This window comes from Cupriavidus sp. GW823-FHT06D04 (assembly GCF_058795055.1).
This window is the reverse complement of sequence record NZ_JBXAHL010000029.1, coordinates 61,413-78,670: the sequence shown is the minus strand read 5'-3', so window position 1 is coordinate 78,670 and position 17,258 is coordinate 61,413. Positions and strand designations below refer to the sequence as shown.

Genomic DNA, 17,258 nt, shown 5'->3' with positions numbered 1-17,258 from the left:
ACACATGGACAGCAGAGCAGTCATTTAGGCAACAATGGTATTGAAGACCACTCATGCAAAAGCTGCCCATGCAGGCGCGTGGCGACTGGTAGCTTCTGGGTGTCCAGGCACACAGATTTCATCAGTGATGAATGCTTGTTGTCGATCTGCGGGTATACAAATAAAAGACGCCGTACAGGAGGATGACACCATGTCAGCACCAAGTATTCATGTAGTCCACGACCGAGTTGGATGGGCTTTATTCGTTGAAGGGAAGCGGGAACCTATTAGCCACTATCCAGGCCAGCGCCAAGCGGTTGCCGCCGCCACGGCCAAGGCGGAGCGGGAACACGCTGAACTCTTGATACACCGACGAGGCGAACGAATTGACTTATGGGGCAGCCTCGCTCACGACTTGCCGGAAACCGACTGACAGTGAACGGAGCCGCTTGCACACGCTAACACATCGACGTGCGGTGATGGACCACCATCACCGCACCCTTCAGAGACGTGGCAAGCCTCCTTCTCCTTTGAGGGCGCGCGGTGACTCGAGTGGCCTCCTGCTGGAACGGAAGAGGCCGTTGATCCACGATCTCATCGGCTTTTCCACCATGGAATGAAGCGCGATGGCGCTACCAATCGTCAGCGCAAGTAGAAGCATGGCTTGCACCGAGCCCGGCAGTGCCGCCAAATCAGGTAGCCGTCCCCTGACGAACGAAAACAGATACTGCGGTATTCGCTGCACTATGTAGATGCAGTAGGACACCTCCCCGAGAAACACCAGTGTGCTCAGCGAAAAAACACGCGTCAAGGCATCCCTTTCATAGGAGAGTGAGAAGACCAAACCAGCCGCACCAGCAACGAACATCGTATCTATCCCCAGCTTCACGCCAACCCCGCAAATGACCAGCGACAGCAGTGCACCAAAGCGAAGGCCCTCATAGCGAGGCATTGCCTGACGTAGACGGCACAGCAGCACGCCCATCAAAAACTCCGGTACGAGGCACGCAACGCCGCCACTGAGCGAGAGATGATCGGCTGAAGTTGCTTCCACCGCGCCCAGCGCCGCCAGCGACACAAGTATCATCGCCAAAATACGCCCCTTTCCCGTGCGCGGCGCCGACAACAGGTACAGTGGGAACCAGACATAGGCAAACCATTCGGCGCTGACCGACCACGCTACGTCGTTCCAGCCACCCGGCCCAGCGTAGCGCCATGCGCTCAGCAGGGATAACTCCAGCAGGAACTTCGGCGCCGTATAGCCGTCCGTGCCGAGCATGTGTGTGTGCAGGGCAACGTCGCGCGCCAGTACGGCGATGGCAAACAGGAGCAGGCAAACGACGTATACCGGGTAAATCCGCGCAATGCGCGCCACAATGAACTTTTTCCAGTCCAGCCGCCCGCCAGGGCCGGGGTCGTAGTTATAAGTGAGAATGAAGCCGCTCAGGATGAAGAAGCCGTCCACGCCGAGATAGCCGTGGTCGAAGAACGTGCTCGTAAAGCCGATATCGAAGTAGGTGCCGTCGACACCGTAACCGTAGAACCAGTGCCGGCATAGCACCCATAGGGCCAGGAAGGCCCGCAGGCTGGTAAGTGGCTTGAATTGCCGCATCCCTTCGTCCCAATTGCGTCCCGTCCGTGCCGTCGTACGCATCTCTAAGATGCCGATCCAACATCACGCCCTTGCTGGAGCAGCGTCGCACGACAATTGAAATCCTGAACATAACTCCTCCGCGCATCGGTGCGGGACCACACATTGCCAATGCACAGTCGTCAGATGGGCATGGCTGATAATCGCCGCCCACGCGCCAAGCCAGATGACCGATTCTGGCCGACTTGGGGCGGCCGAGGGGAGGGCGCAGGTCGGCGCCACCCGACTGAGACATCCAACTGCTGCAAGACGAACGGTGCTCACCTCTTCCAATCGGATGGCGGGTTACAGGGCTGAGCCGACGTCTGAACGTCCGACCGATGACATATGTGGACGGCGGCTCGTGGCCAAGAACGGCCTCAGCCTGTGGCCGCGCGAACAGCGGAGAATCGGCCGGCACTAGCCTTCGCCGGCCGAGGGCGAACTGCGGAACTTAGACCGTCAGCGGACAGCTCCATATCGAATCGCAACCGACAGCCAAGATTAGAGAGGCCGGAGGTACGAACTCGAATGGGCCGAAACCGTTGCCACCGTTGCCCACGTCATCATGCACCGGTTCGTCGTGCAACCACTTCGATTTCGACAGCAGCACCCCGCGGGAGGCTCGCGACGGCCACGCAGGAACGAGCGGGGAGCATGCTGCCAAGGTACTCGGCGTAAGTGGTGTTGAAGCTGTCGTAGTTACTCATGTCGGTGAGGAATACTGTCACCTTTATCACATCACGCCACTCACAGCCTGCGTCGCTTAGCACAGTGGATACGTTAGACCGAACTTTGAGCACGCGGCGCGCATAACGCTTTGATTGCTCGCGGTTATGTGCTCGCGAGCGAGTCGATTACTGGGTACAGGCGACGGGGCTGATGTTGAGGAGGCGGAAGGCCTTTTCTTGAATGGGGGTCGGCCGCGTGATCATGACGATCTTTGCTTGCGGGTTCAGGGGTGTGTGACAGACGTTGTACGCGAGCGTGGCCAGATCATCGAGCAACGTGCGGAAGCTGTGCACCGGCAAGCCGTCCTCGCCAAGCCTGGTGGCGTCCTTGGCTTTCGCCTGGTCCGAGCGTCGTGCCTTGGCCACTGGCGAAGGCCGGGCCGCACGCGCGAGCTCGACGTATTCATCGTCAAACAGCATCGGCTTTAACGTCTCGCGCATGTGCCACTCGACGTAATAAGCGAGCATGCACAGAAAGACGTGAGCGCGCACGCGCGCGGCGTTCCAATGGAACACGGGGCGCACCTGCAGATCGACCGTCTTGAGCGAACGGAAGGCCCGCTCCACCACCGCCAGCCCCTTGTAGGCCGCCGCGGCCGCCTCAGCCGACAGGTCCGTTGCCGGCAGGCTCGTACGCACCACGTACAGGCCATCGAGTGCAGCCTCCTGCTGAATCTGTTCGGCCTTGCGTCCCCACATGAAGCTCGAGTCGGTGAGAGCCGCACGCAAACTGCCTTGACGCTGCCGGCAGGAGGCGTAGAATCTGCATGGTCGGGTGCCGCAAGGTTCCCGGTAATGGTTGTAAACCTTCTTCTTGAAGGCCTTCTGGACGGCGGTTCGATTCCGCCCAGGTCCACCAGAAGCACATTGCACGGGCAGTGCGCTTCTGATGGGCCTGACCTGGTTTCGACAGGGGGAGATAGGGTCGTGAGGCAACTCGTCAGAGAAGACGTTAAAACTAAATCGAAGTAAATGCTAACGACGAAAAGTTCGCATTGGCCGCCTAACAGCCGCCTTGGGTTGTAACTGACCTCGAAACAGAAAAGTTACTGACAAGGGCTCCTTCGGGGGTCCTTGTTCATTTGAGGGCTTGGCATCGATGGCAGCATGCGAATACTCGGAAATGCTCGATCAAGACGGCAAATGGCAGCCTGTGGAGGGGATATCGGGGTGATCGTCCTTTTCCTGCATGTATGGACCCGACGCCTTTTGCAAGCTTCTTGTTCGTGATGTCGAAACGGTCTGCATGCATGTATCCGGCTTGCCTGGTGGGCCTTGCCGAAGCATGCCCGCAGCCTCGATGAGATCCGCGCATCCTGTCCTTAGCGCTAGTGCGTATCTCCTTCCATTGCAGCATGCAATTCCTCATACGCCTCGATTGGCTCCATATCCTGGTCGACAAACGCGGCTGCACGCTCCGCGGCGGCCAACGCGTCGCGCGGGATGTCGCTCTGGCTGTCGTCCTCGGTAGTCGGCGGCAGCAGCATGTCCTCAAGCATCCCGCGCAGCTCGGGGGTATTCCATGGCTTGCCCAGCCTGGCCTTCCTGTTCAGGTAGTGACGAATTTCCGAGTCTTGCTCGGCGGTGAGCGGAAGCCCGCGAAAAGTGGGGTCCGTGTTGTGATGGATCATGATGCGCCTCCCGAAGCGGTCTGCGCTTTCAATGTAGAGATATCAATTCCCTGCGGTGAACGTTACAAGTTGCGTGTGATCACTGTGCCGCGTGTCCGCGGCCAACCAATTTACGTCTTCTTCTTGGCGACACCTTCGTTCCCAACCCTCGAATGAACCGTGCTGAACGGGGTTGCCGGCACTGACGGCTTCTTGGGCTGCTTGGGCTTTTTCGCTTCGCGAGTGCTGCGTAGTTGACTCTTGGCCATGGATTGCTCCTAGTGCGTTGCTTGCCAAGGTGGCAGTTCCAGCATACGCGCTTAGAAGCTCTAACCAAATGACTTTTCATGACGTCCGCACGAAAGAGCCGCTCGGCGCCCGCGTCGTCGGAGTAGTAGTCGCTACCGGACAGTTGCCCGCACAACAAACGCAGCGTCACCGTGCCCGGCAGCGATGTCTTCTCGCTGACCTGAGCCTTTCCCTGATCCACCAGGCGCAGCAGCACCGGCAGATCCGCCAGGGCATCGCGCTCGCACAGCCGCACCGTCAACGGGCTTTCACCCGTTCATTTCGGGAGGCGTATCGGTCGTGCCGGGGCATGGGCCGGTCGCCCGGCAATTGCTGATCCAATGCCGGATCGCTGGGCCTGCATCAGGTGGAGTCAAAATCATTGCTGGGTCAGTTACAGCGCACGATGGTCGCGGCACAGGTTGCCGAGGCGGTTGCCCGGACCAGTGTTTGCCGCACGTGCGGTGCGCGTCTGGCATGCAAGGGGCACCATCGGCTCGTCCTTCGCTCGCCATTTGGATGGATGTTAATTGATGGCCCCAGGCTGTATCCCTGTCGGCAATGTAAGGGCGACGCCCCCACCTTCAGTCCGGTCGCCACCTGCTTGCCTGAGCGATCGGCCGCAAGAACTTCTTCGGCTCTGACAGCGGTGGCGAGCGAGGCGCCGCGATCTACACACTGGTCGCGACCACCAAACTCAACGGCCTCGATCCTGAGGCTTATCTGCGCTACGTCATCTCTCGCATTGCCGACCATCCGGTCAATCGCGTGAGCGATCTCCTGCCGTGGGCCGTCGCTGATCAGTTGCCCACTACAGCGCCTCGTCAAGGACGGCCTCGCTCGGACGCTTACCATGATCGAGCGGTAACACCTGCTATAGAACGTTGACGGTCAGGCCACGTAGGACATCAGCGCTGCAAAAAGATGTTTTTCCGGTATGGTCATACCATAAGTGATCAAAAAAGCGCAAATGTAAGGAGGTCTGTCATCAGCGGAATCGGTGATGGCGGCAGGCAGTCGCGGGGATCGGCCCCGCATCTTGCCAGTGCGGCGGCAGGCCCCCGCTACATCAGAGCGCCCGAGGGGGGCGGCGGGATGTGCTGCGGACGGGGAAGGCGCGGGCGGCAGTGTAGGGGGTACATAGTCGTGAGCCACCTGTCCCCCACTTCGACCCGCTCGCCGCCGGGGCGGGGCCGTGCTGTGGGTGCGCACACAATTGGCGCGGCACGGCTTGACCCTTGCTGACCTGGTGGCGGCCAGTTGCTTCGCGCCGGTAGGACGGACCGAGGCGGCGCCAACGGCCGTGCGCTACCGCAGCGCGGACGACGGGGCAGGGGAGATGCCGGACTGGCTGCGGCGGGCGGTCAACGCTGGGCAGAGCGAGGAGCATTTCCGCCTGGGGTCTTGATCGGACATAGTGCAGGTACCAGCGTCCTGCTGACCAAGGTTGGCCCGCAGCAGCGCCGCTCCACGTGCGATCAATCTCAATTTGAGATATACTGCGGGTATGCGCGTAATCTCTAACAAAGCCCTGGTGGATTTCGCGGCCCGATATCCGGATGCCAATGTTCCCTTACAGGCTTGGCGCAAACTGGTCGAGGCCACCAACTTCGGCAGCTTCGCCCACTTGAAGGCAACTTTCAACGCTACGGATCGTGTGGGAAATTTTTATATCTTTGACATCGGTGGCAATAAATATCGCCTCATCACCGCAATTCACTTCGACTGCCAGATGCTCTATGTGCACGAAGTCTTAACTCACAAGGAGTACGACAAATGGAAGCCCTCTTGAATGTGGCTGCCCTGACCGATCACTTCCGCGCGCTGTCCGAAGTCGTACCCCTGCACCCCATTCGCACGGAAGGCGACTACGATGCGGCCGTTGCCGCCATGAATGCCCTGCTGGACGCGGGCGCGGCAGACGAAGCGCATCCGCTGGCGGATCTGGTCGCGACGCTCGGTGAGCTGATTGGTGACTACGACGAGGATCATTACGCCTTCCCCGAGGTGACCGGCGTGGATGCCTTGCGATTCCTGATGGAGCAGCACCATCTCACGCAGGCACAAGTGCCCGAAATCGGAAGCCAAGGCGTGGTTTCGGAAGTCCTGAACGGACGCCGCGAACTCAACGTGCGCCAGATCCGGGCGCTGGCCGCTCGCTTTGGCGTCGCGACTTCCGTGTTCTTCCCGGTCGACGCGCCAGTTGCCGTCGTGTGAGGCGACACCCACACTCCCAGCGTTGCAGCGACTTTCAGCATGGAGACAGAGTTCGGGACAAGCGTGCGTCAGGCATTATATCTGACGCTGTTGCATTCAAGAACAGCGCGCAAGGACGCGAAATTCGTCCCGATTCAAGCGCGTGACGCACGTCCCGAACCTCAGGTCCTCGCGATTGAGAACCTCAGTGAGCCAGCAGAAGTCGATCTCATGAGCATGCCGTAATTGGAAGTGGCGACGACGCAGCGGAACCAGCCGCAGGTCGGTGAGTCTGCCATGGTCGCTGTCGAGGGTCAGGGAGTACATCAATGCGAGATGGGCGCCAAATTCATCATGGCCACCGATACCCTCGTAATCGTTCACAAAATCGCCGCATCCGTACAGAATGAGCTTGCCAGCATGTAATTCAATGCCTTTGGCATGATGCGAAGAGTGACCATGGATGACGTCGACACCCGCTTCGTCGATTAACCCGTGTGCGAATGCCTGCTGTCCCGGCTCCAGATCGTAACCCCAGTCGACTCCCCAATGAAGCGAAGCGACCACCAGGTCACCCTTTCGCTTGAACTTTGCGATTTGTCTGGCGATACGGTCGACGCTCGCCGGTGAAAAGTCACGCAGCAGATTCACGCCGGCGCGCTTGTTCGTGGCCATCCATTTGTGCGGCGTACCTGCGTTCTCCATCGTGAACGCAAACACCAGGATCCGTCCTTGGTTCGGCAGTGCGAGTATCGCTGGCCGGGCGGCCTCACTTGCGTCGTGCCCGGCGCCGGCAGTCTCGATACCTGCCATGCGGAGAGCAGCGAGCGTGTCAGTCAACCCCGCATAGCCCCAATCGAGCACATGGTTGTTCGCCAGCACGGCGCAGTCGACGCCGGCGGTAACAAGACAAGCAGTATTGGCTGGGTGCATGCGGTGATGCGCGCGCTTGCCTGGCCATGCGTCTTCCGATGTCGTAATCGCCGTCGCGAGATTGATGATGCGTGCATCGGGACGCCGCAGCGCGAATTCCTCCAGCGCATCCCCCCAGATGTATGCATGGCTCACAGCTCTTGATATCGGTCCCGTCTTACGCTCAGCCAGCTTGACGTAGTCCAAGGCGGAACCGATGGATCCCTCATGCAGCGTAGGCACGCTCGGCGTCGCGAAGAGTTGATCGACTCCTCGCCCAGTCATGACATCACCACATAAGAAGAGGCTGATGGTGGTCACCGCGGGTCCCTGCCGTTCGGTCAACGTTTGCGTCGCGAGCGCGATCCGGTTGGCGCGCGCCCGTGTCACACCTATGCGCGGACCGTTGTTCGGGCCGCAAAAATACCCAGTACGCCGGGATTGTTGTGCAAGCTTGGCGAGAGGGTGGTGAAAGGCAAGCTCATGATCTTGGTGATCCGTACTCGAAGAGGAGAGCGCCTTTCCCGGGCAAGCGACTCGCGCGGCGGGGCCTTGGTTTCCTTCGCGAATTTTCAGCTGTTCAACAAGGAATCGGTGGTCGCAGACAATGCGTCGCCGCCGTCCCGCGCCACGCCTTACGTGGTGTTCTGGGCTCGAGAGCACTTTAGTCAGCCCTGCGCTGCGATTACGCGCGACGTTTGCTTTCCCGCACGAGCCGACTGTTACCGAATGCGGCGGACGGCGTCGAGCATGGAATGCCCCTGACTTGTCAGGCGGGCGTAGGCATTGCCGGTAGCATGACCCTGCTCGAACGTGACCAGTTTGTGGGCCAGCAAGCTGTCCAAATGCTCGGGTTCGAGGTCGTGGATCTCCTGCGCATCGCCAAGCAGCAGTAGCGCGGCGATTTCATGCGGACTTAGCATGTCGGCCTCCTTTGTCGTGGGTGGAAAAAGGAACTACGACTGCTGCTCCGTGGCTCGAGTTCCACGGAGGACGATGGCAACGGCAACGGGTGCATCGGTGCGAGGAGCGCTGGGAGCGCGCACCGAAGTTCCACACTAGGCTTTTTTGTCGCCCGAATCAAGAGCCAACGCAGGCATGGGGAATCTAAAATTCCGGCCCTTTCTAGAAATTACACTAATCTGGCTGGTCGACCTGCCTATGCTGCGCCACAGCACAAGTGAAGCGGCGCCAACGAAATGGAATGGTGGTCGACACGCCCCACTCGGTGGCCACCGCTGGGCGCTCAAGTTGCTGCCGGCGCTGAACAAGGGGTTTCGCCTTCGCAAGCGCCCAGTGGGAAAAAGCTGGCGCATGGACGAGCCCTACATCCTGGTACGGGGTCAGTGGAAATACCTGTACCGGGCGGTCGACAAGGCGGGCCATACCATCGACTTTCTGCTGCGCGCCCAGCGCGACAAGGCCGCGGCGCGGCGCTTTTTCGAGAAGGCCATCGCGCACCACGGTCAGCCCGACTCGGCGACCATCGCGGCAATCCGGCCAACTTGGCGACCCTGCACGACATCAACGCCTAACGGGAAGCTCCCATCGCCATCCGGCAGATCAAATATCTGAACAACATCGTCGAGCAGGACCATCGGGCCATCAAGCGCCTGACTCGACCGGTGCTGGGCTTCAAGGACTTTCGCTGCGCGCGCCTCCTGCTGGGCGGCATCGAGCTCATGCACATGATTGCCAAGGGCCAGATGCAGTGCCGCGAAGGGAGCAATCCGTCTGCTGCAGAGCAATTCTATTCCCTGGCAGCATAAGCCAGTTGTACCCCGGGGGGCTGCTTGCCCTCGCTCCCTTACTGCGACAGAACCACACAGGGAGTGGGGCCGAAGCGGCCGGCCTCGTGCCACAGCCACGGGATACCCTCGCTCAACTACACCCAGGAATAGAGGGTGTGATGCGCCGGCTCAATTGCACTATTCCCTGGGAGATCGGGATGGAGAAATTGGTGTCGGCCCCTCCATCGGAATGCTGGCCGACGTGCTCAGCAGGGCCGACCAGCGATCCTGGCCGAATAGGCTGACGCCGCCGCGACGCGGGACAGGTCAGCGAACGCGACTCTGCCTCGTTGACGGTGCCGGCTCAGCCTCCGCAGTCGGATGTGATGCGCCTGCACAGCTTGGCCGCCGCCATCAAGCATGGCCGGCATATGGTTTGCTATAACGAAAGCAAGCCCGCCCTTGCCAATGGTGGAGGGGCAATTTTCTTACTCTGGGTCGCGTAGGTGGGCACATGAAGCCGATAGTTCACCATTTTTATGCGCAGGCGCCCCATCATGGGGCGAGATATTACTTCACACTTGCAGCCTGCTTAGTGGCCTCGGGCGTGGCCTATGCTGTCTGGGCACTTCTGCGGTAGACGGTGAACACGCCAAAGGCATGGGGCCAAAGGCGCGGGCGATGCAGGCGAACAAACACAGGATGCGAACATGCTGAGTCCCCATGAAATCGCCACACTGATCTTGGTCAAGGATTGTCCTGATCCTTTTTGCTTGGACCCCACGGCAATTGATGCGCTGGTAGGGCACCGACTCGTCACGATAGAGAAAGGCTCCTCAGGCCAAACAAGCCCTCGTCTCACCCATCGCGGACAGTCCATCCTCAAAGCAGTCGGGCGACGGGGCTAAGGCGCACCTCCTATGCGACATAGGGCGGACCAGCTCGTGCGCATGACCGACCACCGACTGTATGTCCACGCAGTGCACCGTTTTATGATTTAACATAACGTCTGTAGAGCGAAACTTGTCAGTCGCGGCAAGTTGGAATGTCCGTTCCGAACCTGCCAGACCCGGGCAGGGCGGACTCACCCCGCCTGCGCGTCAATTCGCACATCTGACCATCCTGGAACCTCATCCCGGCAGGGCGGCAGACCGACGACGATGTGGTTGTGGCATCCTTGCATGTGGATAATTAAAAGCAGGGTTGCGGTCAACATGCACAAAAGCTTGCTGCTAGTCGCGGTCGCCGCGGCCGTTTTAATCTACTACAAGACTCACGCGCCGCTGAAAAATATGGTGGTCGACGCCGAGCCACAGCCGATCGCGATTTCGATTATTGCTCCAACGCCGGAACCAGTATTCCGTTGCGAGGGCAAACAGCACTGTAGCCAGATGGCTTCCTGCGCGGAAGCCCGCTTCTACCTAAAGAACTGCCCAGCGGTAAAAATGGATGGGGATGGTGACGGCATTCCATGTGAGACGCCGCCTCTCCAGTGCACGTTTTGACGCGCCGATGAGGTAGTCCATGCGCTGCCGTCGGCGACATTTTTCACGAAGACGCGCGACACCGGGAAGGCATCGGCAAGGGCCGAGGCATCCGGCTGCTTTGCGGCCGTCGCTTCCGACCCGGAACCGCCTGTGATATTCATCCCGGGGACCCGCGGAATTTGCAACGCCGATGGGATCCCAGAGGTAATAGAGAACCTCGTCAACCATTTGATAGAGCGTCAGATCTGGCTCGGTCATTTTTGAACCCATTATTTCCTCCCCATCGTTGTACGGATAGCTTTCCGAGTGGTAGCTGGTTCCGGAGCCGCCTTCATGAACGGCGGCTTCTGTTACGGCCCGCTGCTGCTCTTGTTCGCATCTCCTGCTTGTGCGCATCAGTGGCTTTCAGGTTGATCGTGCAAGGACGCCTCTGCCTCGGCCTCGGTCTCATAGATATAGGGAGCAAGCCCGCGCCGGGCGAGGGTGTCACCGAGCTTGGCACGCATGAAGCCGCTTGTGGTGAAGCGGGTCACGCCGATATAGAAGCGCTGCACCATTTCCTCGATCATTTCGACATAGGCATCCTCCACGCTGCGGTCAAGAACGAAGCCTTCGTAGTTGACCACGGTATAGACCTTATGACCCAGTGGTTCGCAGACGCGGCATACCTGCGCGCGGATCGCCGCGATGTCCTCCGGGCGCTTCACCTCGAGCTGTTCGAAATTCAGGAACAGGATGTTCTTCTCTTCGTCGTAGTTGACGCGTGCTTCCAGTGGCAGGCGCAACACGTCCGCGCGCAGTCCCATCGGCTCAGGGCTGAAGATCCGCGCATCCATCAGGGCTGGCGAGCGCACGATCGGCGCGAAGTCCATCTTGGCGAGAATATCGCGTTCCAGATCGACGCCAGGCGCAATCTCGATGAGTTCCAGGCCTTGCGCGCTCAACTCGAATACGCAACGCTCGGTAATGTAGAGGACCGGTTTGAGGGCCGCAGCCGCGTGAGGGCCGGAAAACGTGCGATGCTCCACTTCCTGGACGAACTTCCTTGCGATGCCATCGCGGTGGAGCTTGAGCTGGCCGTCGATGACCGAGATCTCGCCGCCGCCCGCCATGAATGTGCCGACGAACACGACCTTCTTCGCATTCTGGCTGATGTTGATAAAGCCACCGGCGCCGGCCAACCGCGGCCCGAACCTGGATACGTTCAGGTTGCCCATGCGATCGGCCTGCGCCAGCCCGAGGAAGGCGAGATCGAGCCCGCCGCCATCGTAGAAGTCGAACTGATAGGGCTGGTCGATGATCGCGTCCGGATTGGTCGCCGCGCCGAAGTTCAACCCGCCGGCAGGGATGCCGCCGATCACGCCTGGCTCGGCGGTTAGCGTCAGAAGGTCGAGGATCCGTTCCTCGTTGGCGATGCTGGCGACACCTTCCGGCATGCCGATGCCGAGATTCACCACGCTGTTCGGCTTGAGTTCCATGGCCGCACGCCGGGCGATGATCTTGCGCTCGCTCATCGGCATCGGCGCCACGCTGCTCACAGGCACGCGGACTTCGCCGGAGAAGGCCGGGTTGTATGGGGTGGAAAAGGTCTGCTGGTGGTTTTCGGGGCGGGCCAGCACCACGCAGTCCACCAGCACGCCCGGAATCTTCACCTGGCGCGGATTGAGCGAGCCCCGTTCGGCGATGCGCTCCACCTGGACGATCACGAGGCCGCCGCAGTTGTGCGCGGCCATGGCGATCGCCAGCGCTTCCAGCGTCAGCGCTTCGCGCTCCATGGTGATATTGCCGTCGGGATCGGCGGTGGTGCCGCGCACGATGGCGACGTGGATCGGGAAGGCCTTGTAGAACAGATACTCCTGATCCCCGATGCGCATCAGCTCGACCAGATCCTCGGTGGTGCGCTCATTCAGCTTGCCGCCGCCAAAGCGCGGATCGACGAAGGTGCCTAGTCCGACGCGCGAGAGGTGGCCCGGCTTTCCGGCCGCGATATCGCGGAACAGATGGGTGATCACGCCCTGCGGCAGGTTGTAGGCTTCGATCTGGTTGCCGGCCGCGAGCTGCTGGAGCTTCGGCACCAGGCCCCAGTGTCCACCGATTACCCGCTTCACCAGGCCTGGCAGCGCGAGATGGTTCAGCCCCCGTTCCTTGCCGTCTCCCTGCCCTGCGGCGTAGACCAGCGTCAGGTTGCGGGGCTTTGTCAGGCTGACTGGCGCCTCGTATTCCTGCGCAAGGCAGAGCTCCTCGATGGCGATGGCAATTTCTTCCGCGAAGCCGATGCCGACGAAGCCGCCGGTCGCCACGGTATCGCCGTCGCGGATCAGGCGCACGGCTTCGCGTGCCGAGACCAGTTTGCCATTCTCGCGCGAGTGGACGGCCAGACGAATCGTGCTTGCTTGCGAGCTCATGTTCTCACCTTTCGAGTTCGTCAAAGGAATTCCTTGCGCAAGTCGACGCTGCAGCGTTCGCCGATTGCGCTGTAGTTCTGCGCCAGCCAATGCCCGGCTTCATTACGCCCCTGGTCGCGCAGGTGGCAAAGAAAGTCCCAGTCCGCATTGAGCTTGCTGGACACGCCGAGCGCCGTCATGGTCTGGTCCGAGCGGATGGCGTGGATCAGCATTTCCTTCATCTCGGCCCGCTCTACCTTGCCATCCTGGATCAGGGCGGTGACGAAGCTGATCGCACGAAGCTCGCGGATCAACGAAGAATTGAAGCTGACTTCGTTAATGCGATTGAGAATCTCCGCGGCGGTCTTCGGCACGCCCGTGCGAACGATGGGGTTGATATGGACGATCACCACATCCCGCGTGCTGCAGTTATAGATGAGCGGGAAGATTGCGGGGTTGCCGACATAGCCGCCGTCCCAGTAGTGCTGGCCGTCGATCTCCACGGCTTGGAACAGGGACGGCAGGCAGGCCGAGGCGAGCACCGCCTTCAGGCAGATTTCCTCACGCGAGAACAGGCGCACCTTGCCGGTCTCAACATTGGTTGCGCACAGGTAGAGTTGGATCGGGCAATCCCTGCGCAGGGCATCGAAATCGACGTGGTGGGCAAGAACGTCGCGCAGCGGGTTGAAGTTGAATGGATTGAACTGGTAGGGGGAGAACACGCGCAGCAGCAGGTCCGTCATCAGGTACATCGGCGAGCTGTCGAGCCCATAGCCGCTACGCATCCAGACTTCCCATGGCAATTTTCGGAATGGGCTGTAGAGCCGAGCGGCGCCGGAAACGTCTTGCCAGAAATTGTGCAGCGCGGCGCGAGCGCCAGGCGGCCCACCCTTAAGCAAGCCGTAGGCGAGTACCGCGGCATTCATGGCGCCGGCGCTGGTGGCGCTCACGCCTTCGATGGCAAGCCGTTCGTCTTCGAGCAGACGGTCAAGTACTCCCCATGCAAAGGCGCCATGGGAACCGCCGCCCTGCAATGCAAGCGTGATGAGCTTCACGGCACCCTTGGCCTCGCCGGCATGGCGCGTTACCCCGGTGTCAGACATGTCGCGTCCCTCCAGTGCCGGGTCCAGCCGCGTCCCTGCCCGGCATTCCTCGCGGTTATCGTGGCCGAGTGATCGGAGGCGAGGGCGATGCAAACGAGGGACCCTTGACGAGGATAGGCTCTGCCGTCGCTTGCAAACACTGCGGTGTGTGAGCGAGCTTGCTAGCTGCCGCCGCATTGTTCACGAATCGGCACATTTTCCGGGGTTCGGCGACAGCAATCGGTACGCTGGAACTATGCGGTATATTCAGTTCGTCCCTGTGGGGCGCTGCCATCAGCCTCGCCACCGCAAACCTGATCTCGCCATGGGTCGGCATCTTGCTCGCGGCAACCCTCCCGGGACGAAAACCACCGCCTTGCCGCTTAGTCAGCCCCCGATTTGGCGCGGTCTCCTTGGTGCGGGCGGAGGAGGCGTGCGGCCTGCGTTGCGGCGGCAGGGCCATATGGTCCGATAACGCGCTGCTTATGGCGAGTTGGTAAGCACCGGGGCAACACCTACCGCCTAACGGATAGCTCGACTAGGCGTCGCCATCCGGGAACCACATGACCTTGGTCTCGCAAGGCCTTCGTCCAGCGCTTGATGCGTGCACGCAGTCGTCCCTGTGCAGCTTTTTCTATCGGCATGTCCTCGACGCGGGTAATCGCTGCGCGCGGCGAAACATAGCCGTATTGAATTAGCGCCATACAGAAGACGCGGTCCTTGTCGCGATCTGCTACTGCCTTCGCCATAAAGGGGTAATCGTCCTTTTCCTGCAGATTGATACGGTTAACGGTTATTAATCAGCCTCGAGTCCCTTGTTGGCGTGGCGTTGGAGCCCAGGAGCGGGAACTGCCGCAGGCGTTCCTGGATGTGCTGCGTCAGCACGAGCGCGCGAGCTTTGCCGATCAGAGTGCGTGGCTATCTCACCTGGACAGCCTGGGCATGGACGTTGCCCGTCATCGGACCATCGCCACCGAAGGGGCGTTACTGGGCTGCCTGAAGCGGCGAGGCATCGCCCAGGATCTGGCCATCATCAGCGATGATGCGGGACAGTTCAATGTGCTGGTTCACGGGCTATGTTGGGTACACGCCGAGCGTCTCGTGCACAAGCTGCTGCCGCTCAATGACCTGCACCGCGAGGATATTGCCCGCGTGCGCGCAGACATCTGGTCGTTCTATGCGGATCTGAAGGAATACAAGCTGCATCCGACGAGCCAACGCAAATGCGAACTGCAAGAACGCTTTGACGCGGTCTTCATACAGAAGACCCGCTACGCGACGCTTGACCGCTTGCTCAGGCGCATTCACAAGAACAAGTCCGAGTTGCTGCTGGTGCTGGAACGCCCCGAAGTGCCACTGCATACAAATGGCAGTGAACGGGACATTCGCGATCAAGTGAAAAAGCAGAAGATCAGTGGCGGCACACGCAGCGAACTCGGTCGTCAATGCCGTGACACCTTCTCGAGCCTGAAGAAGACCTGTCGGAAGCTGGGAATCTCCTTCTGGAATTACCTGACCGACCGCATCTCATACACCAATCACATTCCCCTGCTGCCGCACATCCTCGAGCAGCGTCTCGCTATCTCTGCATGAGCAGCAGGCTCATCTTTGCCCCGGGTTATTGAGCACTTACACGAAGAACTACTAAGTCATTGTTCTAGAACGTCTTTTTAAGCCTTACCGTATCAATCTGCTGCAAAAGGACGATTACCCCGCTATGGCGTGACGCCGACCGCCAACAAGCTCTATAGCCTGGTGCGCAAGGGCAGCATGGGCACGCCCGCCGAGGTCTTGCAGGCGTTCTGGCAGGAGCTGCGGGGACGCACGCGCGTCACCATCGAGCATCCGGATCTCCCGGACGCCCTGAAACAGGTTGCCGCCGAGGCGATGCGGACCATCTGGCAGGCGGCCAACGAAGCCGCCACCGGCGAACTGGCCACGCTGCGCGCCGAGGCCCGTCACGCGGCCAGCGCCGCCGAGGCCGAGCGCGACGCCGCGCGGACCGAGACCGCGGCGGCGCGCGAGGAGGTGGCCGCCATCTCGGCGCAACTGGCCGAGGCGCGCGAGGCGCACGACGCCGTGCAGACGGACCTGGCCGCCGAGCGCCAGGCGCACGCGGCGACCCAGGCGCGGCTCGAGGCGGGGCGGGCAGAACTGGACGCCGCCGGGCGACAGCTGGCGGAACTGCGGACCCAATTCTCGACCGAGCTCGAGCGCGCCCGCGAGCAGGTGACCCTCGCGCAGGAACGGGCCGAAGCCAGCGAGCGGCGGAGCCTGCGCGAACTGGACGCCGAGCGTACCGCGCGTCAGAAGAGCGATCGCACGGCCGAAGAGTTGCGAGGCGAACTGATGGCGGCGCGCAGCGAGGCGCGCGACGCGGCCGTAGCGCAGGCCGAGGTACGGGCCCGGCTCGAGGCGCAGGCCGCGGCGCTCGCCGATCGGCTCGCCAGCGCCGAGCAGGCGCAGCGGAAATCGGCGAACGACCTGGGCGCCGTGCAGGCGGAGCTTACCGCGGCACAGCGCCGAGCCGAACGGTCCGAGGCCGAAGCGGCGCTGGTGCGCCAGCTGCTGGCAGAATTGCGAATGGGGCCGCCCGAGCGAGATGGTGGTGGGCGGCGGCGCAAAGCCGGGAGCCCAGCGCCGACGACCGAGCAGCAAGCACAGAGCGAAAAACAGGACGAACAGCAAGAAGACAAGCAGGGCGCGCCAGCCGGCGTCCTGAATCCGGATGACGGCAGCGACAGCAGTGACGACAACGATGACAGCCAACAATGAGCGGGCGGAGGCGATCCGCTGGATCCAAGACCAGATGGCCGACTATGGGCTGACGATGGAAGAGCTGGAAGCGGCGGGGTGCTTTGATCCGCCGCCACCCCCGCCCCCTCCGCCGCCGGTCTGCTACCGCAACGCCCAGGGAATGAGCTGGGACGGGCAGGGCGAGATGCCCGATTGGCTGCGGCGGGCGGTTAATGCCGGGCAGAGCGTGGAGTTTTACCGGGTCGGATAATTGGCTGGCAAGGACCAGCCACAATGGACGTTATTCTTTGGCAAATTTCCATTGCCGATAACTGTTTCTTATCGATATGGCGCTGACCTTGGCCCTTCGACGGCGAGCAGCTTCGCTGTGGCGTGGCAAATGCGGGAACTGGCTCCGGTCAAGAGCGCGAAAAGTAGTAAGCTTCATTAAGGGGTGGCGCCGCTTATGTCACTCGCAGTGCATGCGAGGAGT

14 protein-coding genes, 1 other RNA gene and 5 pseudogenes are annotated in these 17,258 nt (G+C 61.1%); 11 read left to right on the top strand and 9 right to left on the bottom strand.

All coding sequences use genetic code 11. The features are described from left to right. The first annotated feature begins 34 nt into the window (after window positions 1-34). Complete coding sequence (locus AC1Q7H_RS28305; protein WP_492382004.1) at window positions 35-412, top strand: DUF2188 domain-containing protein; 378 nt, start codon at window positions 35-37, stop codon at window positions 410-412. Window positions 413-481: 69 nt separating this feature from the next. Here AC1Q7H_RS28305 and AC1Q7H_RS28300 read toward each other — a convergent pair whose 3' ends face one another. The 3 genes and pseudogenes from AC1Q7H_RS28300 to AC1Q7H_RS28290 form a co-directional block, all read right to left on the bottom strand. Further along, on the bottom strand, window positions 482-1,591 hold the full coding sequence (locus tag AC1Q7H_RS28300) for an acyltransferase family protein (RefSeq protein ID WP_492382003.1): 1,110 nt from the start codon (window positions 1,589-1,591) through the stop codon (window positions 482-484). A 584-nt stretch (window positions 1,592-2,175) separates the two neighbouring features. Further along, window positions 2,176-2,418 (bottom strand): annotated as a pseudogene (locus AC1Q7H_RS28295) (RidA family protein); the annotation flags it as partial. A 48-nt stretch (window positions 2,419-2,466) separates the two neighbouring features. Beyond that, window positions 2,467-3,108, bottom strand: a pseudogene (locus tag AC1Q7H_RS28290) (IS1634 family transposase); the annotation flags it as partial. Between AC1Q7H_RS28290 and ssrA the strand changes: the two are divergent. Next, window positions 3,062-3,421: a transfer-messenger RNA gene (gene ssrA, locus AC1Q7H_RS28285) on the top strand. The pseudogene AC1Q7H_RS28290 and the gene ssrA overlap by 47 nt on opposite strands. A gap of 247 nt (window positions 3,422-3,668) precedes the next feature. Here ssrA and AC1Q7H_RS28280 read toward each other — a convergent pair. Beyond that, window positions 3,669-3,971 (bottom strand): hypothetical protein, encoded by a 303-nt coding sequence (locus AC1Q7H_RS28280; RefSeq protein WP_153956718.1) that lies wholly within the window; start codon window positions 3,969-3,971, stop codon window positions 3,669-3,671. A gap of 879 nt (window positions 3,972-4,850) precedes the next feature. Here AC1Q7H_RS28280 and AC1Q7H_RS28275 point away from each other — a divergent pair. The 4 genes and pseudogenes from AC1Q7H_RS28275 to AC1Q7H_RS28260 all read left to right on the top strand — a co-directional run. Continuing rightward, window positions 4,851-5,126, top strand: a pseudogene (locus AC1Q7H_RS28275) (transposase domain-containing protein); the annotation flags it as partial. A 343-nt stretch (window positions 5,127-5,469) separates the two neighbouring features. Then, on the top strand, window positions 5,470-5,646 hold the full coding sequence (locus AC1Q7H_RS28270) for a hypothetical protein (RefSeq protein ID WP_492382002.1): 177 nt from the start codon (window positions 5,470-5,472) through the stop codon (window positions 5,644-5,646). 39 nt (window positions 5,647-5,685) lie between these two features. Continuing rightward, window positions 5,686-6,030 carry a type II toxin-antitoxin system HigB family toxin gene (locus AC1Q7H_RS28265; protein ID WP_492382001.1) on the top strand — a complete coding sequence of 115 codons (345 nt, stop codon included), beginning with the start codon at window positions 5,686-5,688 and terminating at the stop codon, window positions 6,028-6,030. Next, on the top strand, window positions 6,015-6,455 hold the full coding sequence (locus AC1Q7H_RS28260) for a helix-turn-helix domain-containing protein (protein WP_153956716.1): 441 nt from the start codon (window positions 6,015-6,017) through the stop codon (window positions 6,453-6,455). The genes AC1Q7H_RS28265 and AC1Q7H_RS28260 overlap by 16 nt, the downstream gene beginning before the upstream one ends. A 96-nt stretch (window positions 6,456-6,551) precedes the next feature. Here the strand turns inward: AC1Q7H_RS28260 and AC1Q7H_RS28255 are convergent, their stop codons facing one another. Both AC1Q7H_RS28255 and AC1Q7H_RS28250 read right to left on the bottom strand, forming a co-directional pair. Beyond that, window positions 6,552-7,667 (bottom strand): CapA family protein, encoded by a 1,116-nt coding sequence (locus AC1Q7H_RS28255; protein ID WP_249678586.1) that lies wholly within the window; start codon window positions 7,665-7,667, stop codon window positions 6,552-6,554. Between the two features lie 401 nt (window positions 7,668-8,068). Then, complete coding sequence (locus AC1Q7H_RS28250) at window positions 8,069-8,269, bottom strand: hypothetical protein (RefSeq protein ID WP_153956714.1); 201 nt, start codon at window positions 8,267-8,269, stop codon at window positions 8,069-8,071. 175 nt (window positions 8,270-8,444) lie between these two features. On the opposite strand from AC1Q7H_RS28250, the pseudogene AC1Q7H_RS28245 reads away from it, so the two are divergent. Continuing rightward, window positions 8,445-9,115 (top strand): annotated as a pseudogene (locus tag AC1Q7H_RS28245) (IS6 family transposase). 1,121 nt (window positions 9,116-10,236) lie between these two features. Beyond that, complete coding sequence (locus AC1Q7H_RS28240; RefSeq protein ID WP_492382000.1) at window positions 10,237-10,581, top strand: excalibur calcium-binding domain-containing protein; 345 nt, start codon at window positions 10,237-10,239, stop codon at window positions 10,579-10,581. Here AC1Q7H_RS28240 and AC1Q7H_RS28235 read toward each other — a convergent pair. From AC1Q7H_RS28235 to AC1Q7H_RS28225, 3 genes are read right to left on the bottom strand one after another with little or no spacing between them, the layout of a single operon-like run. Beyond that, window positions 10,498-10,959: a hypothetical protein gene (locus tag AC1Q7H_RS28235; protein ID WP_492382019.1), complete on the bottom strand. Its 462-nt coding sequence runs from the start codon at window positions 10,957-10,959 to the stop codon at window positions 10,498-10,500. The two genes, AC1Q7H_RS28240 and AC1Q7H_RS28235, sit on opposite strands and share 84 nt — an antisense overlap. Continuing rightward, window positions 10,959-12,968, bottom strand: coding sequence for an acyl CoA:acetate/3-ketoacid CoA transferase (locus tag AC1Q7H_RS28230; protein ID WP_492381999.1), 2,010 nt, complete (start codon window positions 12,966-12,968; stop codon window positions 10,959-10,961). Before AC1Q7H_RS28230 ends, AC1Q7H_RS28235 begins: the two co-directional genes overlap by 1 nt. Window positions 12,969-12,988: 20 nt before the next feature. After that, a complete protein-coding gene (locus AC1Q7H_RS28225) occupies window positions 12,989-14,050 on the bottom strand; it encodes a patatin-like phospholipase family protein (RefSeq protein ID WP_492380222.1) in 1,062 nt (353 codons plus the stop codon). An 849-nt stretch (window positions 14,051-14,899) separates the two neighbouring features. On the opposite strand from AC1Q7H_RS28225, the gene AC1Q7H_RS28220 reads away from it, so the two are divergent. The 3 genes and pseudogenes from AC1Q7H_RS28220 (at window position 14,900) to AC1Q7H_RS28210 (ending at window position 17,036) form a co-directional block, all read left to right on the top strand. Beyond that, window positions 14,900-15,622, top strand: coding sequence for an IS66 family transposase (locus AC1Q7H_RS28220; RefSeq protein WP_153956711.1), 723 nt, complete (start codon window positions 14,900-14,902; stop codon window positions 15,620-15,622). Between the two features lie 120 nt (window positions 15,623-15,742). Then, window positions 15,743-16,804, top strand: a pseudogene (locus AC1Q7H_RS28215) (DNA-binding protein); the annotation flags it as partial. Next, window positions 16,788-17,036, top strand: coding sequence for an H-NS family nucleoid-associated regulatory protein (locus AC1Q7H_RS28210; protein WP_492381998.1), 249 nt, complete (start codon window positions 16,788-16,790; stop codon window positions 17,034-17,036). The pseudogene AC1Q7H_RS28215 and the gene AC1Q7H_RS28210, both read left to right, overlap by 17 nt. Window positions 17,037-17,258 lie beyond the last annotated feature (222 nt).

What these genes read in the sequence shown, in the direction of transcription:
- AC1Q7H_RS28305 (WP_492382004.1), top strand. Translation starts at nt 35, where the DNA reads ATGGTATTGAAGACCACTCATGCAAAAGCTGCCCATGCAGGCGCGTGG.
- AC1Q7H_RS28300 (WP_492382003.1), bottom strand. Translation starts at nt 1,591, where the DNA reads ATGCGGCAATTCAAGCCACTTACCAGCCTGCGGGCCTTCCTGGCCCTA.
- AC1Q7H_RS28280 (WP_153956718.1), bottom strand. Translation starts at nt 3,971, where the DNA reads ATGATCCATCACAACACGGACCCCACTTTTCGCGGGCTTCCGCTCACC.
- AC1Q7H_RS28260 (WP_153956716.1), top strand. Translation starts at nt 6,015, where the DNA reads ATGGAAGCCCTCTTGAATGTGGCTGCCCTGACCGATCACTTCCGCGCG.
- AC1Q7H_RS28250 (WP_153956714.1), bottom strand. Translation starts at nt 8,269, where the DNA reads ATGCTAAGTCCGCATGAAATCGCCGCGCTACTGCTGCTTGGCGATGCG.
- AC1Q7H_RS28240 (WP_492382000.1), top strand. Translation starts at nt 10,237, where the DNA reads ATGTGGTTGTGGCATCCTTGCATGTGGATAATTAAAAGCAGGGTTGCG.
- AC1Q7H_RS28235 (WP_492382019.1), bottom strand. Translation starts at nt 10,959, where the DNA reads ATGCGCACAAGCAGGAGATGCGAACAAGAGCAGCAGCGGGCCGTAACA.
- AC1Q7H_RS28230 (WP_492381999.1), bottom strand. Translation starts at nt 12,968, where the DNA reads ATGAGCTCGCAAGCAAGCACGATTCGTCTGGCCGTCCACTCGCGCGAG.
- AC1Q7H_RS28225 (WP_492380222.1), bottom strand. Translation starts at nt 14,050, where the DNA reads ATGTCTGACACCGGGGTAACGCGCCATGCCGGCGAGGCCAAGGGTGCC.
- AC1Q7H_RS28210 (WP_492381998.1), top strand. Translation starts at nt 16,788, where the DNA reads ATGACAGCCAACAATGAGCGGGCGGAGGCGATCCGCTGGATCCAAGAC.